This window comes from Streptomyces sp. NPDC036984 (assembly GCF_055607665.1).
This window is the reverse complement of sequence record NZ_JBVJRL010000003.1, coordinates 423,859-439,038: the sequence shown is the minus strand read 5'-3', so window position 1 is coordinate 439,038 and position 15,180 is coordinate 423,859. Positions and strand designations below refer to the sequence as shown.

General features: G+C 72.9%; 12 protein-coding genes. 6 read left to right on the top strand and 6 right to left on the bottom strand.

The features are described from left to right. Positions 1–14 precede the first annotated feature (14 nt). Both ACZ7DL_RS08645 and ACZ7DL_RS08640 read left to right on the top strand, forming a co-directional pair. Positions 15–1,010: a DMT family transporter gene (locus tag ACZ7DL_RS08645; RefSeq protein ID WP_470772524.1), complete on the top strand. Its 996-nt coding sequence runs from the start codon at positions 15–17 to the stop codon at positions 1,008–1,010. Beyond that, positions 980–1,477 carry a YbaK/EbsC family protein gene (locus ACZ7DL_RS08640; protein ID WP_470772522.1) on the top strand — a complete coding sequence of 166 codons (498 nt, stop codon included), beginning with the start codon at positions 980–982 and terminating at the stop codon, positions 1,475–1,477. The genes ACZ7DL_RS08645 and ACZ7DL_RS08640 overlap by 31 nt, the downstream gene beginning before the upstream one ends. A 9-nt stretch (positions 1,478–1,486) precedes the next feature. Here ACZ7DL_RS08640 and ACZ7DL_RS08635 read toward each other — a convergent pair whose 3' ends face one another. The 4 genes from ACZ7DL_RS08635 to ACZ7DL_RS08620 all read right to left on the bottom strand — a co-directional run bounded on the left by ACZ7DL_RS08635 (position 1,487) and on the right by ACZ7DL_RS08620 (position 5,886). Next, positions 1,487–2,218 (bottom strand): exonuclease domain-containing protein, encoded by a 732-nt coding sequence (locus ACZ7DL_RS08635; RefSeq protein ID WP_470772520.1) that lies wholly within the window; start codon positions 2,216–2,218, stop codon positions 1,487–1,489. 102 nt (positions 2,219–2,320) lie between these two features. Continuing rightward, the gene (locus ACZ7DL_RS08630) at positions 2,321–3,559 is read right to left on the bottom strand and encodes an SAV2148 family HEPN domain-containing protein (protein WP_470772519.1); all 1,239 of its coding nucleotides are present in this window, start codon (positions 3,557–3,559) and stop codon (positions 2,321–2,323) included. 116 nt (positions 3,560–3,675) lie between these two features. Continuing rightward, positions 3,676–5,010 carry a copper amine oxidase gene (locus tag ACZ7DL_RS08625; protein ID WP_470772794.1) on the bottom strand — a complete coding sequence of 445 codons (1,335 nt, stop codon included), beginning with the start codon at positions 5,008–5,010 and terminating at the stop codon, positions 3,676–3,678. A 63-nt stretch (positions 5,011–5,073) separates the two neighbouring features. Continuing rightward, positions 5,074–5,886, bottom strand: a complete 813-nt coding sequence (locus ACZ7DL_RS08620) for a Tat pathway signal sequence domain protein (protein WP_470772517.1) — start codon at positions 5,884–5,886, stop codon at positions 5,074–5,076. A gap of 198 nt (positions 5,887–6,084) precedes the next feature. Here ACZ7DL_RS08620 and glgX point away from each other — a divergent pair, with 198 nt between their 5' ends. Together glgX and treY are read left to right on the top strand one after the other, a co-directional pair. After that, positions 6,085–8,196, top strand: coding sequence for a glycogen debranching protein GlgX (gene glgX, locus ACZ7DL_RS08615; protein ID WP_470772515.1), 2,112 nt, complete (start codon positions 6,085–6,087; stop codon positions 8,194–8,196). Between the two features lie 189 nt (positions 8,197–8,385). After that, entirely contained in the window at positions 8,386–10,755 is a 2,370-nt protein-coding gene (treY, locus tag ACZ7DL_RS08610; RefSeq protein WP_470772513.1) for a malto-oligosyltrehalose synthase, read from the top strand. 77 nt (positions 10,756–10,832) lie between these two features. Here the strand turns inward: treY and ACZ7DL_RS08605 are convergent, their stop codons facing one another. Further along, positions 10,833–11,768, bottom strand: a complete 936-nt coding sequence (locus ACZ7DL_RS08605) for a LysR family transcriptional regulator (RefSeq protein WP_470772512.1) — start codon at positions 11,766–11,768, stop codon at positions 10,833–10,835. 88 nt (positions 11,769–11,856) lie between these two features. Between ACZ7DL_RS08605 and lpdA the strand changes: the two genes are divergently transcribed. Both lpdA and ACZ7DL_RS08595 read left to right on the top strand, forming a co-directional pair. Continuing rightward, complete coding sequence (lpdA, locus tag ACZ7DL_RS08600) at positions 11,857–13,314, top strand: dihydrolipoyl dehydrogenase (protein WP_470772510.1); 1,458 nt, start codon at positions 11,857–11,859, stop codon at positions 13,312–13,314. Between the two features lie 134 nt (positions 13,315–13,448). Beyond that, positions 13,449–14,699 carry a M14 family zinc carboxypeptidase gene (locus ACZ7DL_RS08595; protein ID WP_470772508.1) on the top strand — a complete coding sequence of 417 codons (1,251 nt, stop codon included), beginning with the start codon at positions 13,449–13,451 and terminating at the stop codon, positions 14,697–14,699. A gap of 42 nt (positions 14,700–14,741) precedes the next feature. Here ACZ7DL_RS08595 and ACZ7DL_RS08590 read toward each other — a convergent pair whose 3' ends face one another. Next, on the bottom strand, positions 14,742–15,155 hold the full coding sequence (locus ACZ7DL_RS08590; protein WP_470772505.1) for an SSI family serine proteinase inhibitor: 414 nt from the start codon (positions 15,153–15,155) through the stop codon (positions 14,742–14,744). Between the last annotated feature and the right edge of the window lie 25 nt (positions 15,156–15,180).

The following is a 15,180-nucleotide window of genomic DNA, read 5'->3' as shown; positions in this document are numbered from 1 at the left end:
TGCACCGTTGGCGGGTGACCGACGCCCGCCGTACCGACGCGGTACTCCTCCTCGTCGCGCTCGTCTGGGGTTCCAGTTATCTCTCCGCCCAGACGGCCGCGGCCGCCCTGCCCGTCCTCCTCGTCCTGTTCGCGCGCTACGCCCTCGCCGCGCTGCCCTGTCTCGCTCTCGTCGCCGCCCGCGGCGGACCGCGTGGATGGACCCGCGACGAGATCCGCGCGGGGCTGCCGCTCGGGATCACCCAGGCCGCGGTCCTGGTCGTGGAGACGTACGGCGTCGCCCACACCACCGCCGCCAACGCGGGCCTGATCATCAGCCTCACCATCGTGCTCACCCCGCTCCTGGACCGGACCGGCCGCCGCGGCGGTCCGCCGCCCGCCTTCTTCGCCGCGGCCGCCGTATGCGTCCTGGCCGTCGGTCTGCTCATGTCCGGCAACGGCTTCCACGCGCCGCGCCTCGGAGACCTGCTCATGCTCGCCGCGGCCTGCGTCCGGGCGGCGCACGTCGCCCTCGTCGGGCGGCTCACCGCGGGCCGGGCGATCCGCCCGCTGCACCTGACGACGGTGCAGACCCTGGTCGGCACGGGGCTGTTCCTCCTCCCCGCCGCCCGCGACCTGCCGACCCTGACCCGGGCCGACGCGGCGACCTGGGCCCAGCTGGTCTACCTGGCCCTCTTCTGCAGCGTGTTCGCCTTCCTCGCCCAGACCTGGGCGGTGCAGCGCACCTCCGCCAGCCGGGCAAGCCTGCTGCTCGGCACCGAGCCGGTCTGGGCCGCGGCGGTGGGCATCGCCCTCGGCGGCGAACACCTCACACCGCTCACCGCCCTGGGCGCGGTCCTGATGGTCGCCGGCACCTACTGGGGCCAGGCCGTGGAACGTGCCCACCGGGCCGCCCGGCCCACCGCCGGCCCCGAGACCACCGGGCCGGCCGGGACGTTCGCGCCCGCCATGACCCCCGAGAGAAACGGAGAAGACGCCGCATGCCGGACCACGACACTTACCAACACCTGATCTCCCTGCTCGACGCCTCCCGCGTCGACTACCGCCTCATCGACCACGCGCCCGAGGGCGCCACCGAGGCCGTCAGCGCCCTGCGCGGCCATCCGATGGACCAAGCCGCGAAGTGCATCGTGCTACGGGTCAAGGTCGACCGCCGCACCACGCGTCACGTCCTCGCGGTGGTCCCCGGGGACCGGCGGGTGGACCTGGACGCCGTGCGTGCGCTGTTCGACGCCCGGTACGTCGGTTTCAGCGACGCCGCGACCGCCGAGCGGCTGGCCCGCTCGGTGCCCGGAACCGTGCTGCCGTTCAGCTTCGATCCCGAGCTGGAACTCGTCGCCGACCCGGACGTCGTCACCCAGCCGCGGCTGTACTTCAACGCCGCCCGGCTCGACCGCTCGCTGTGTCTCGCCGGCACCGACTACGCGCGGCTCGCCGGGCCGCGGGTGGCCCGCATCGCGAGCCCCGCGCCGGCCTGACCGACCGGCTCAGACCTTCTCCTGCGCCAGATCCGCGAGCTCGCGCAACGGCCACACCCCGTCGACCACCGCGTCCGTGTCCCCCTTGCGGCGCAGGAACGCCTGGAAGTCCGCCGCCCATTCGGCGTACCACTCGATCTGGCGGCGGTGCAGCTCCGCCGGGCCGAGGGCCGCGATCTTGGGATGGCGGCCGGCTATCGCGGCGGCGAGGCGGGCCGCGGCGAGCGCGTCGGCGGTGGCGTTGTGCGCCGCGTCGAGGACTATGCCGTACTCGGCGCAGACCGCTTCCAGATTGCGTTTGCCGCGGCGGTAGCGGTCGACCCAGCGGTCGATGGTGTACGGGTCGATGACCGGGGCGGGCCGGGCGCCGCCCAGCCGCTCGACCAGGGACGGCAGGCCGTGCCGGCGCAGCTCGGCCGAGAGCAGCGTGAGGTCGAAGGCCGCGTTGTACGCCACGACCGGGACGCCCGCCGTCCAGTAGGAGACCAGGACGTCCGCGATGGCGTCGGCCACCTGGTCGGCGGGGCGGCCCTCGGCCGCCGCGCGTTCGTTGCTGATGCCGTGCACCGCGACCGCGTCGGCCGGGATCTCCACGCCCGGATCGGCCAGCCACTCCCGGCGCCCCATGGGCTCACCGGCCCTGACCTCGATCACGGCCCCCGTGACGATGCGTGCCTCGCGCGGATCGGTCCCGGTGGTCTCCAGGTCGAAGCCGATCAGCAGCTCCCGGTGCCAGCCCATGGGCGGCCCCCCTTCTTGGTGGTGCTTTCCCCCAGTGGCCTCCACCATCGCACGCGGCACTGACAATCCGAGGACAGCGTTCCGCTTCCCTCGCGCAGCCGTTCAGGACACTGGGCGCGAATCCGCCCAAGCCAGCTCGAATTCCTCGCGGTATGTCGGAAAGAGTCCTGCTTCCGCCGCGTCATCCGACTTGACCAGCTTGCTGCCGTTACGCAGCACCAGGACCGGCGACTCCATTCCGCGCGCGCCGCGCAGATAGGACTGCACCACGGCGATGCCGTCGGCGCCGTCGCCGTCCACCAGGTAGGCGGTGAAGCGGGGCGTCTCGTCGTACACCTGGATCTGGAAGGCGCCCGGGTCGCGCAGCCGGGACCGCACCCGGCGCATGTGCAGGATGTTCATCTCGACCGAGCGGCTCAGTTCGCCCCGCTTCATCCCCAGTTCGCGTTCCCGGCGCTTGACCGAGCTGGAGGCCGGGTTGAGGAAGAGCAGCCGGACCCGGCACCCGGACTCGGCGAGCCGAAGCAGGCGCCGCCCGGAGAAGTTCTGCACCAGCAGGTTCAGGCCGATGCCGGTGGCGTCGAGCCGGCGGGCCCCGCCGAAGATGTCCTCGGCCGGGAACCGGCGCAGCAGCCGCACCCGGTCGGGATGGACGGCGACGACGTCGGCGTACCGGTCGCCGACCAGGTCCTCGACCGCGTCGACCGGCAGCCGGCGCGCCGAGGGCACGTCACCGCCCGCGCCGAGCATCTCCAGCAGCCGGGCCGAGGCCCGTTCGGCCTGCCCGAGGACCGCCTCGGACAGGGCCCGGTTGCGGGAGACGACGTTCCGGGTCACCTCCAACTCGTCCAGGGCGAGTTCGAGGTCCCGGCGCTCGTCGAAGTACGGCTCGAAGCACGGCCAGTGCTGCACCACCAGCTCGCGCAGCTGGGGCAGGGTGAGGAAGCTCAGCACGTTGTCGTCGGCCGGGTCGAGCAAGTAGCCCTTGCGACGGCTGACTTCGCGGACGGCGACGGCGCGCTGCACCCACTCCTGCCCGGCCGGGCCGGCCGCGGCCACCACCCACTCGTCGCCGTGGACGGGTTCGTAGACGGGCCGCAGCACGGCGGCCACGACCGAGCGCAGCCGCTGCTCGACGAGATTCAGCCAGATGTAGGCCCGGCCGGCCCGCTGGGCGCGGATGCGTACCTCGCGCCAGGCGTCGGCACCCCAGTCCAGCTCCGGGCCGATGGACCCAGCGTCCATCGGCCGGGCCAGGGACACCGCGCCGGGCGGGACGTCTGTGGAGTTTCCCTCGTGACCCTCGTCACCAGGAGGCAGCTCCAGCCCTCCCGAGCCCACCCGTGCACCGCCTTCCGCCACCCCGGGCCTCTCCCGTCTCAACGATCAAGGAAGGGTACTCCGCAAGCGGTCGGCGGTGCAGCCGGATGGACAGGTCGGTTTCCCGACCGCTTACCTCAACTGCGCCATTCCCAGTGGCCGTTCTGCCACGCCAGGTCCTTGGGAGTGAGCGGATTCATAGCCGTGACATCCCGCGGGGCGATGGAGAAGCCCTGCCAGTGCACCGGCATGGGCTGCTGGTCCTCGTCCCGGGCGATGTGGTGGAAGCCGACGTTCATCCAGACCACCGGGTGGGTGAGGGCCTGGCCGCCCACCCACTTGTCGACGGAGTTCGGGTGACTGCTCGGGCACTTGAGGTTCTGGCTCGCGAACAGCTCGCACGCGTTGTGCTCGGTCACGTACATGTCGTGCCGGGTGAAGCTGCGGCCCGGGTACTTGGTGGTGGGCCCCGGGACCAGTTCGTACGAACGGGCGTGCCCGTCCTTGTTCTTGCCGGTCGCGCTGACCACCCGCCACCAGCGGTAGGCCTTGTAGTCGCCCGCGAACTCCTTGTCGATCTTGGTCCGGGTGGTCTTGGCGGTCGGGCCCTCCTGCCGGCCGGTGGGGGCGCTGACGGTCGAGTCGTACTGTTCGACCTTCGTCCTGGACGAGCCGTCGAGACCGAAGTCGAGCCGCCAGAAGACGTTGTGACTGTGGCTGGTGGCGTAGTCCTTGGCGCCCTTGCCGATGGGCCAGCCGCGGCCGTCCTGGGCGTTGTAGTCCCCCCATGAGAGGCTGCCGGTCGCGCCGACGTTCATGTGGACGGTGCCGTCGTCCTGGAAGCGCCACTCGGTGATGTACTCGTACCAGCCCACCTGGTTGACCGTGTACACCAGGAGGTCCTTGCCCTGCTGCTGGTGGACCTTCTCGGTCGCGAAGTCGTGCATGCGGTAGGCGTGGCCACGCGAACGGGTGGTCGTGCACAGGCCCTTGACGTTCGGGTGGCGCGGGTCCCCGTCCGGGACCCGGACGGTCTTGATGGTGCCGCCGGGGCACTCGCCGGGCGCCAGCTCCTGGAGGTCCTGGCCGAAGCTCTCACCCGTCAGGTCGGAGTACTCGTGCTTCCCGTCGTCGTACGGGACGTGGATCTGGCCGAGTCTTGCGCTGTTGAGCACCTTGATCGGCTTGGCCTCGCCCTTGGGCTGATAGGAGACGTTCTCCAGGACGAGGCCGGCCTTGCCGTCGTAGTGCCAGCACATCCGCCAGGTCGTGCCGGTGGAGAGCTTCTGCTCGATCGTGTAGGCGGCGCTGCACCCGGGGGCGGCCGCGGGGGCGGTCTGCGGGCGGGCCGCGGCCGGGCCGGCGCTCAGCGTCGCGCCGGCGGCCAGCGCGGCCAGGGACAGTCCGACGGCCGCCTTCTTGCGGGCGGCACGGCTGACGGCTCGCGGCCGGGCGCCGCCGAGCAGGTACATGTCGGGCATGAAGAGATGACTCCCTTGCCGGAGGTACGGGTGTGAGAGGCGGGCGGCGGCCCGTCAGCCGCGGTCGAGAGCGGCGGCCTTGCGGGTGCTGAGGTCGATCACCAGGTCCCTGGTGTCGATCCACGGCCCGTTTTGGACCTTGGAGAACAGCCGCACGCACCGGTGTGCGCCGCAGTCGTCGAGCACCGCGGGCTGGGCGCCCGGCGCGGCCTGGTAGATCCCGCCGCTCAGTTCCAGTTGGTCCGGCGAGGTGAGTTCCTTGCCGGTGGCGTCCTTGTAGTCCGCCCTGAGGCCCGCGCCCAGCGGGCCGGCGATCAGGATCCGGGCCGCCTCGGCGCTCTCGGCACGGCTCGGCGGCGGCTGGACGCCGCGCTGGGTGCCGGTCCGCTCGACCTTGCCGGTCCTCAGGTTGACGATCTTGGTGACGAGTGTGTCGTTCGCGTAGTCGTAGTAGGTCACGTCGGCCCGCCGTGGCGCCTGCGGGTCGTCCGCCTCGTCGGCCTCGGGCTCGGCGAGGTCGACGCTGAGCCGCTGCGGCCCGCGCTCTCCTTCGACGTCCCGGCCCGTGGCCGAAAGCCGTCCGGTCGCGGCGATCTTCTCGACCTGCCTGATCTCGTGGTCGGTGAGCGGGTCGCGGCCGGTGCCCTGCTCCTCCTCGGCGGGCGCCTGCTCCACGACGCCGGGCGGTGCGGCATCCCGGTCCTGCCCGGCCTGCCGCGCGGCCCGCGTACCGCTGCCGGCCCCTCCGGAGTCGTCCGCGCCCGCCGTGCCCGGCAGCGTGACCGCGACCATGGCGGCGGTCCCCGCCGCCGCCAGCGCCGCACCGGTCAGTACTTTGCCCAGATGGCGGTGGACTTTCTCGCGCACATTTGCCCCCTACTCCCCCTGGTCCCCGGGAGTACGTGTCTGCCCCGCGTGTTCGGCGCACGGCGGGTACCAGAACCGCCGTGCGCACTGGTCACCGGATAAGAGGGCGGGTGAGCCACGGGAGGTTGCCTCACTTTCGGACGAGACTCGGGGCCAACGCGGCCCCTCGCGGACGGCACACCTGGGAGAGTCGTATCCATGCAGGTCTGGCCTGGAGAGGCGTATCCGCTCGGCGCCACCTACGACGGCGCCGGAACCAACTTCGCGGTCTTCACGGAGGCCGCGGACCGAGTAGAGCTGTGTCTGCTGCACGACGACGGCTCGGAGACGGCGGTGGAACTGCGCGAGAGCGACGCGTTCGTGCGGCACGCGTACCTGCCGGGTGTGATGCCCGGACAGCGGTACGGGTTCCGGGTGCACGGCCCGTACGACCCCGGGCGCGGGCTGCGCTGCAACTCGGCGAAGCTGCTGCTCGACCCGTACGCGAAGGCGATCAGCGGGTCGGTCCGGTGGGGGGAGGAGGTGTACGGCTACCACTTCGGCGCCCCGGACAGGCGCAACGACCTGGACTCGGCGCCGCACACCATGACCTCCGTGGTGATCAACCCGTACTTCGACTGGGGTGACGACCGCCCGCCGCGCACCGAGTACCACCACACGGTGATCTACGAGGCCCACGTCAAGGGGCTGACCATGCGTCACCCGGGGCTGCCGGAGGAGCTGCGGGGAACCTACGCGGGGCTCGCCCATCCGGCGATCATCGAACACCTGACCAAGCTCGGGGTGACGGCCCTGGAGCTGATGCCGGTACACCAGTTCGTGAACGACCACCGGCTGGTCGACATGGGGCTGAACAACTACTGGGGCTACAACACCATCGGCTTCTTCGCCCCGCACAACGCGTACGCCTCCTGGGGCGACCGCGGCCAGCAGGTGCTGGAGTTCAAGTCGGCGGTCCGCGCGCTGCACGAGGCCGGGATCGAGGTCATCCTGGACGTCGTCTACAACCACACCGCCGAGGGCAACCACCTGGGCCCGACGCTGTCCTTCAAGGGCATCGACAACCCGTCGTACTACCGGCTCACCGACGATCCGCGCTACTACATGGACACCACGGGCACCGGGAACTCGCTGCTCATGCGGTCTCCGCACGTCCTCCAGCTGATCATGGACTCGCTGCGGTACTGGGTCACCGAGATGCACGTCGACGGCTTCCGCTTCGACCTCGCGGCCACGCTGGCCCGGCAGTTCCACGAGGTGGACCGGCTGTCGTCGTTCTTCGACCTGGTGCAGCAGGACCCGGTGGTCTCCCAGGTGAAGCTGATCGCCGAACCGTGGGACGTGGGCGAGGGCGGCTACCAGGTGGGCAATTTCCCGCCGCTGTGGACCGAGTGGAACGGCAAGTACCGGGACACCGTGCGGGACCTGTGGCGCGGCGAGCCGCGCACGCTGGCCGAGTTCGCCTCCCGGCTCACCGGCTCCTCCGACCTCTACCAGGACGACGGCCGCCGCCCGCTGGCCTCCATCAACTTCGTGACCTGCCACGACGGCTTCACCCTGCGCGACCTCGTGTCGTACAACGACAAGCACAACCAGGCCAACGGCGAGGACAACCGGGACGGCGAGAGCCACAACCGGTCCTGGAACTGTGGGGCGGAGGGCGACACCGGCGACCCGGACGTGCTGAAGCTGCGCGACCGGCAGATGCGGAACTTCATCGCCACGCTGATGCTGTCCCAGGGCGTGCCGATGATCAGCCACGGCGACGAGTTCGCCCGCACCCAGCGCGGCAACAACAACGCCTACTGCCAGGACAACGACGTGTCGTGGGTGCGCTGGCCGGAGTCCCTGGAGAGCGACCTGCTGGAGTTCACGCGCGCGATGGTGTGGCTGCGCCGCGACCACCCGGTCCTCCGCCGGCGCCGCTTCTTCCACGGCCGGCCCGTGGAGGGCACCCACGACGAGCTGTCCGACATCGCCTGGTTCACGCCGGACGGCCGCGAGATGACCCAGCGGGACTGGAACTCCGCCCAGGCGTCCGCGCTGACGGTGTTCCTGAACGGCAACGCCATCTCCGAACCCGGCCCGCGCGGGGAGCGCATCTCCGACGACTCCTTCCTGCTGATGTTCAACGCCTCCCCCGAGCCGCTGGACTTCCTGGTTCCGGTCGACCACGGCCGGCAGTGGCAGGTGGTGGTCGACACGGCTCGCCCGGACGGGGTACCACCGGGCACGGGCCCGAAGGTCGCGGCCGGCGACCGCATCACCCTGCCGGACCGCAGCTTGACGGTGCTCCAGCGGCCGGCGTAGCGGAACCGTCCCGGCCGGGCGAGGTCGCTCCGGCCGGGCGGGGCCGTCCCGGCCGGGCGTGGTAGGTGTCCCACGTGCGGCGGCGCCCCGGCTTCCCCGTCGTCCCCATCGCTCGAACCCAGGCACACGCGCATGGTCCGGACAAAGGTGGATGACACGAAAGACGGCGAGCGGGGTACGTAGGTTTCCATGACTTCTGCGCGTCCCGGACCGAGGGTGCCCACGGCCACCTACCGGCTTCAGCTCCAGCCCGCGTTCCCGTTCGCCGCCGCCGCCACGGCCGTGCCGTACCTGGCGTCGCTCGGCGTCTCGCATCTGCACCTGTCCCCGGTCCTGGAGGCCGTGCCGGGCTCCGCGCACGGCTACGACGTGGTGGACCACGCGCGCGTGCGCGAGGAACTGGGCGGCGAGGAGGGGCTGCGCGCGCTGGCGTGGACCGCGCGGGAGCACGGCCTCGGCCTGGTGGTGGACATCGTGCCGAACCACATGGCGATGGCGCCCCGGCACAACCCCGTCCTGTGGGAGGTGCTGCGGGAGGGACCCGGTTCGCCGTACGCGCGCTGGTTCGACATCGACTGGGAGGCGCAGGGCGGGCGGGTGCTGCTGCCGGTGCTCGGCGGCCCGATCGGCTCGGAGCTGGCGCACCTGGCGGTCGACGGCGACGTACTGCGCTACCACGACCACGCCCTCCCGCTCCGCCCGGGCACCGAGCACCTGCCGCTGCCGGAGCTGCTGGACGCCCAGTGGTACCGCCCGGTGTGGTGGCGGCTGGCTCGCACCGAGCTGAACTACCGGCGCTTCTTCAGCGTCTCGGAGCTGATCGGGGTGCGGGTCGAGGACCCGGAGGTGTTCGACGCCACCCATGCCAAGATCCTCGCGCTGCTGGCGGAGGGCGTGATCGACGGGCTGCGGGTGGACCACCCCGACGGGCTCGCCGACCCCGACGGCTACCTCGCGCGGCTGCACGAGGCGACCGGCGGGCGCTGGACGGTCGTCGAGAAGATCCTGGCGGAGGGCGAGCACCTGCCGGCCTCCTGGCCGGTCGCGGGCACCACGGGCTACGACGCGCTGCGGCACGTCGACGGCGTGTTCACGGACCGCACCGGGGCGTACGAACTGCTGGGGCGGTACCGGGCCTTCGCGGCGCCGCAGACGGACCGGGGCGGCAACTGGGAGGCCACGGTCCGGCGGGCCGCCTACAAGGTGCTCACCCATGAACTGGCCACCGAGACCGACCGGCTCACCCGGGTGGCCGCCCGGCTGTGCGCCACCTCGCCGGACCTGTCGCTGCGCGACCGCGCTCCCTGGGCGCTGCGTACGGCCGTGGAGGAGCTGCTGGTCCGGATGCGCGTGTACCGGCCGTACGCCTCCGGTGACGCCTCCGCCGTGATCACCGAGGAGGCCGCCGAGGAGGCCCGGCTGGCCTTCGTGGTGCCGCAGGAGTCCGAGGCCGTCGGCATCGTGCGCCGGCTGCTGGTCGAGCCGCCCGGCGACGCGGCGGCGCCGGACCATGCCGACCGGGTGGAGTTCCGCACCCGGTTCGCGCAGACCGCGTCGGCGCTGCGCGCCAAGTCGGTGGAGGACACGGCCTTCTACCGCTACGTGCCGCTGCTGTCGGTGGCCGAGGTGGGCGGCGATCCGGGCAGCCCGGGCGTGGCCCCGGAGGACTTCCACGCGTACTGCGCGCGCGTGCAGCGCGACTGGCCGCTCACCGGCACCGTCGTCTCCACGCACGACACCAAGCGCAGCGCGGACGTGCGCGCCGCGCTGGCCGTGCTCACCGAATGCCCGGACCGGTGGACGAAGCTGCTCGCCGAGGTGACCAGGGCCGAGGAGAGCGTGCCGGACGGGCAGCTGGCCTGGGCCGCCTGGCAGACGGTGTTCGGGCTGGGCCCGGCCGAGGAGGACCGGGTCCTGCAGGCGTTGCTGAAGCATGTGCGCGAGGCGGGCATGTACACCAGCTGGACGGAGCAGGAGCCGCCGTACGAGGAGGCGGTGGCGGCCTTCGTGGCGGCCGGACCGTGCGGGCCGTCCGGCGAGCGGGTGACCGCGTTCCGCAAGGCACTGGAGCCGCATGTGCGGACCAATGTCCTCGGTACGGCGCTGGTGCATCTGACGATGCCGGGGGTGCCGGACGTGTACCAGGGCACGGAGGGCGAGTACCGGGCGCTGGTGGACCCGGACAACCGGCGGCCGGTGGCGTTGCCGTCTCAGACGCCCGGCGAGAAGGACGCGCTGACGGCGGCGGCGCTGCGGCTGCGCGCCCGGCGGCCGGACGCCTTCGGTGCGGGCGCGTCGTACGACCCGCTGGCCGCCGAGGGCCCGGCGGCCGAGCACTGCCTGGCGTTCGCGCGCTCGGGTGCGGTGGTCACGGCGGTGACCCGGCTGTCGCTGCGGCTCGCGGAGGCGGGCGGCTGGCGGGAGACCCTGCTGCCACTGCCGCCCGGCCGGTGGACGGACGTCCTCACCCCGGGACGGGAGTTCACCGGCCACGCGCGCGTGGCGGAGCTTCTGGCCGAACTGCCGGTGGCCCTGCTGGAGCGGGTCGGGGAGGACTGAGGGGCGGGGCGGCTCCGCAGGACCATGGCGCTGTCCTGGGTGGTTCCCACGCCCCTGGGCCCCGCCCCCGTGCCGGCTCAGGGGGCCGGTGTGGCAGGCGGCTCGGCGTTCTCGTGCGGGGCGGTCGCGGTCAGGGCCGGCCAGGTGGTGCGGAAGAGGTGGACGAAAGCCGCGGCGGCGCCGGTGGGCGGCACGCGCGCGTAGACGGTCAGGGGGCGCCTCCAGGGCGGGTCGTGGGTGAGGACCACGCAGTCCTCGCCGACGGCGCCGCGCACGATGTGGGACGGCGCGATGCACACCCCGACGCCGGCGGCGGCCATGCGTACGGCCGTCGAGGTGTGCTCGGTCCACACGGCGGTCCGGGGCCGGAACCCCGCATTCCCGCAGGCCCGGTCGAGGAACCGTTCGCCGTGCACGACGGGCTCCATGGCGCAGCGGATCCAGGCGCGGTCGGCGAGCTCCGGCAGGGTGACCGTCGTACGGCCCGCGAGCCGGTCGTCGAAGGGCACGACGAGGACGAGTTCCTCCTCGCCGACGGGGAGGACGGTGCCGGGCCGGCTGACGGGCTCGGGGCCGAGGGCGAGGTCGGCGGTGCCCCGCTGGACGGCCTCCTCCAGGGCCTCGGCGGTGGCGTACTCGTGCAGGCGCAGCAGGACCCTCGGGTGCGCCGCGCACCAGCGGAGGAAGACGTCGGGCAGGGCGCCGACCGCGAGGGAGTGCAGGGCCGCCACATGCAGTTCGCCGCCCTCGGCGCCGGCGGTGGCGCGGGCCGCGCGGCGGGCCTGCGCGGCGCTGCGGACGGCGAGTTCGGCGTGCGGCAGGAAGGCGCGCCCCATGGGGGTGAGGCGCACGCCCCGGGGCAGCCGCTCCAGCAGGGCACCGCCGACCGACTTCTCCAGCGCTCTGATCTGGTGCGAGAGGGCGGGCTGGGTGACGTGCAGGGCCTCCGCCGCACGGGTGAACGACGCCTCCTGGACGACGGTGACGAAGTACTCCATCTGCCGCAGGCTCAACTCCCCGGCCCCCCATGAAGATCGTGCATGGATTCCACAACAACATTGCCTTGGACTCATGACAAGGGGTGGACGGAAGGTTGATGTCATGACCATCAACACATCCGACGTGATCGTCATCGGCGGCGGGACGGGCGGCTACAGCAGCGCCCTGCGCGCCGCCTCCCTCGGTCTGGACGTCGTGCTCGTCGAACGCGACAAGGTCGGCGGAACATGCCTGCACCGGGGCTGCATCCCGAGCAAGGCGATGCTGCACGCCGCCGAACTGGTCGACGGCATCGCCGAGGCCCGCGAGCGCTGGGGCGTGAAGGCGACCGTGGACTCCGTCGACTGGGGGGCACTGGTGGCCACCCGGGACGACATCGTGGCGCGCAACCACAAGGGCGTGGAGGCGCATCTCGCGCACGCCGGCGTGCGGGTGGTGCGGGGAAGCGCACGGCTCATGGGGCCGCGCCTGGTGCGTGTCGAGGGCGTGCGCACGGATGCCGCTCCGGACGCGGGCGGCAGTCTCGCATCCGGCGTGCACGAACTCACCGCGCGCCGCGCGATCGTACTCGCGACCGGATCGCGTCCGCGCACGCTCCCAGGCCTCGCGCCGGACGGGCGGCGGGTGGTGACCAGCGACGACGCGCTGTTCGCGCCCGGGCTCCCGGCGTCCGTCCTGGTGCTGGGCGGGGGCGCGATCGGCGTGGAGTACGCCTCCTTCCACCGGTCCATGGGCGCGGAGGTCACCCTGGTGGAGGCCGCCGACCGGATCGTGCCGCTGGAGGACGCGGACGTGAGCCGGCATCTGACGCGGGGCCTGAAGAAGCGCGGGATCGATGTGCAGGCGGGCGCGCGGCTGCTGGACGCGGAACTGCTGGAGAACGGCGTACGCGCGCGCGTGCGGACCGCGCGCGGCGAGACCCGGACCGTGGAGGCGGAACGGCTCCTGGTGGCCGTCGGCCGCGCTCCGGTCACCGAGGGCCTGGGCCTGGACGCGGCCGGGCTGACGACGGACGAGCGGGGCTTCGTCGCACCGGCGGACTGGCGCAGGCTGGAGACGGCCGTTCCGGGCATCCACGTCGTCGGCGACCTGCTGCCGCCGCCCTCGCTCGGCCTCGCCCACGCCTCGTTCGCGGAGGGCCTGCTGGTGGCCGAGACCCTGGCCGGGCTGCCGTCGGCGCCGGTCGACTACGCGGCCGTGCCCCGGGTGACGTACTCCTCGCCGCAGACCGCGTCGGTCGGTCTCGGCGAGGCCGAGGCACACGCGCGTGGGCAGGAGGTCGATGTCAACACGATGCCGCTGACCGCCGTGGCCAAGGGGATGGTGCACGGGCAGGGCGGCATGGTGAAGGTCGTGACGGAGGCCGGCGGCGGTCAGGTCCTCGGTGTGCACCTGGTCGGCCCGCACGTGTCGGAGATGATCGCCGAGAGCCAGCTGATCGTCGGCTGGGACGCCGAGCCCTCGGACGTGGCCCGGCACGTGCACGCGCACCCCACCCTGTCGGAGGCGGTGGGCGAGGTGTTCCTGACGCTCGCGGGACGCGGACTGCACCAGCAGTGATCCCAGGGAACGCAGTGGCCGTCACCCGCCGGGTCACTGCGTCCGGGCGCCCCCGGCAGTCACCTGCCGCCTGCTTGACACGTCACCCATCCCGTGCGGGACTGGGAGGGCGAAGCCGGGCGGACAAGTCGGGGGTGAGTCCTCTGCCGGAGCTGCGCTATCCCAGCGTTCCCGAACTGATCGCCAGCGCCAGGGCGTTGGCCGCTCAGGAACCCGGGCTGTGCGCGCTGCGTCAGGTGGGTGCCTCGCGCGCGGGAAGACCTTTGCACCTGCTGTCGGTGGGACGCGCCCCCCGGGCGGTGCTGGTCGTCGCCGGCGCCCACGCCAATGAGCCGACGGGCGGTTCCACACTGCGGGTGCTTGCCGAAAGAGTGCTGGCGGAAAGGGAGTTGCGGGCGGACACCTCCTGGCACTTCCTGCTGTGCGCGGACCCGGACGGCGCGAGTCTGCATGTGACGCCGGCGCCGCGCAGCCTGCTCGACTACCACCTCGGTTTCTACCGGCCGACGGGCGCGGAGCAGCCGGAGTGGTCGCCCGCGGTGCTGCCGCCGGACCGGCTGCCGCCCGAGACCCGGGCGCTGACCGGCGTGATCGACGAACTGCGCCCCTACCTCCAGGTGACGCTGCACGGCACCGATCTGGGCGGCAGCTGGGTCCAGCTGACCAAGGACGTGCCGGGCCTGGCCGAGCCGTTCGCCAAGTCCGCGGCGGAGTTGCACATCCCGGTGGAGACGGGCGCCTCGGACGCGGCGGGCTGGCCGGCCTCCGGCCCCGGGGTGCATGTGATGCCCGGCCCGGAGACGGGCGTGGCCTACCCGAGCATGCCGGACGACGCCCGGCACAGCACCTGGTACCACGCGCACCGGTACGGCGGCCTGACGGCCGTGGTGGAGGTGCCGATGTGGGCCAGCGACCTGGTGGACGACCCGGCCCCGCACCCGGCACCGGCGGCGGCCATGCGGCGCCTGGCCGCGCGGCTGCTGCGGGACGCGCACGAGGTGGAGCGGATCCTCGGCGAGGCACTGCCCCGGCTGGAGGGCGTGGACGGGCCGCTGCTGCGGGCCGCACGGTGGGCGCTGGAGCTGATCCCGGGCCTGGCCGAGGACTGGATCCACACCCCTCCGGCGGGCACGACGATGGCGTACGTCGGCAGTGTGGACGCCTTCGGGCGGCGGCTGCCGCTGCGGGCCGCGGCGATGCTGCTGCGGGTGCTGCGGGAGGCGGACGACCGGGCGGCGCCGGTCCTCCAGCAGCTCGTCGCCACCTGGTGCGACTCCTTCGCGGAGCGGTTCCGGGCCCGCTGGGTGCCGCTGGAGCACCAGGTGGAGCACCAGTCCCGGACGGTGCTGGTGGCGGCACAGCAGGCGCGGGATCAGGTGGCGTGAGCCCGGCGCACGCCCCCACGCCACCTGGTCGCGGGTGGTCCGTCAGCCGTCCAGGGCGAAGACGGATCCGGTGCGCGCCTTCATGACGCACGCGCTGGTGTACGTCTCCTTGAAGTCGACCGACCGGCCGTTCCAGTGCCCGCGCGCGTGGGTGGTCACCGGGGCGTAGATCATCGGGCAGAAGACGCTCTTGGCCGGGATGCGACCGATGTCACCGTCGGCGGCGGCCAGTTCGGCGCAGGCCGCGGCCGCGCGCGCGTGCCCCTGGGGCAGGTCGCACAGCAGCAGGGTGCCGCGGGTGTCGCTGGACCGGGCGTCGCCCTTGGTGACCGTCAGGTAGAGCCAGTTACCCGGGAGGATGTCGCGGGAGGCCGCCCGGGCCGGGCCCGCGGCGAGAAGGCCGGCGGCGGCCAGCAGGGCGCCGGCCGCCGCTGCCGCTCTGGTGATGTACGTCATGCCCGTTGCATCGGCACGGCGGCCC

Coding starts and splice junctions, on each gene's coding strand:
- ACZ7DL_RS08640 (WP_470772522.1), top strand. CDS start 980: ATGCCGGACCACGACACTTACCAACACCTGATCTCCCTGCTCGACGCC.
- glgX (WP_470772515.1), top strand. CDS start 6,085: ATGCAGGTCTGGCCTGGAGAGGCGTATCCGCTCGGCGCCACCTACGAC.
- lpdA (WP_470772510.1), top strand. CDS start 11,857: ATGACCATCAACACATCCGACGTGATCGTCATCGGCGGCGGGACGGGC.
- ACZ7DL_RS08625 (WP_470772794.1), bottom strand. CDS start 5,010: ATGTACCTGCTCGGCGGCGCCCGGCCGCGAGCCGTCAGCCGTGCCGCC.
- treY (WP_470772513.1), top strand. CDS start 8,386: ATGACTTCTGCGCGTCCCGGACCGAGGGTGCCCACGGCCACCTACCGG.
- ACZ7DL_RS08635 (WP_470772520.1), bottom strand. CDS start 2,218: ATGGGCTGGCACCGGGAGCTGCTGATCGGCTTCGACCTGGAGACCACC.
- ACZ7DL_RS08590 (WP_470772505.1), bottom strand. CDS start 15,155: ATGACGTACATCACCAGAGCGGCAGCGGCGGCCGGCGCCCTGCTGGCC.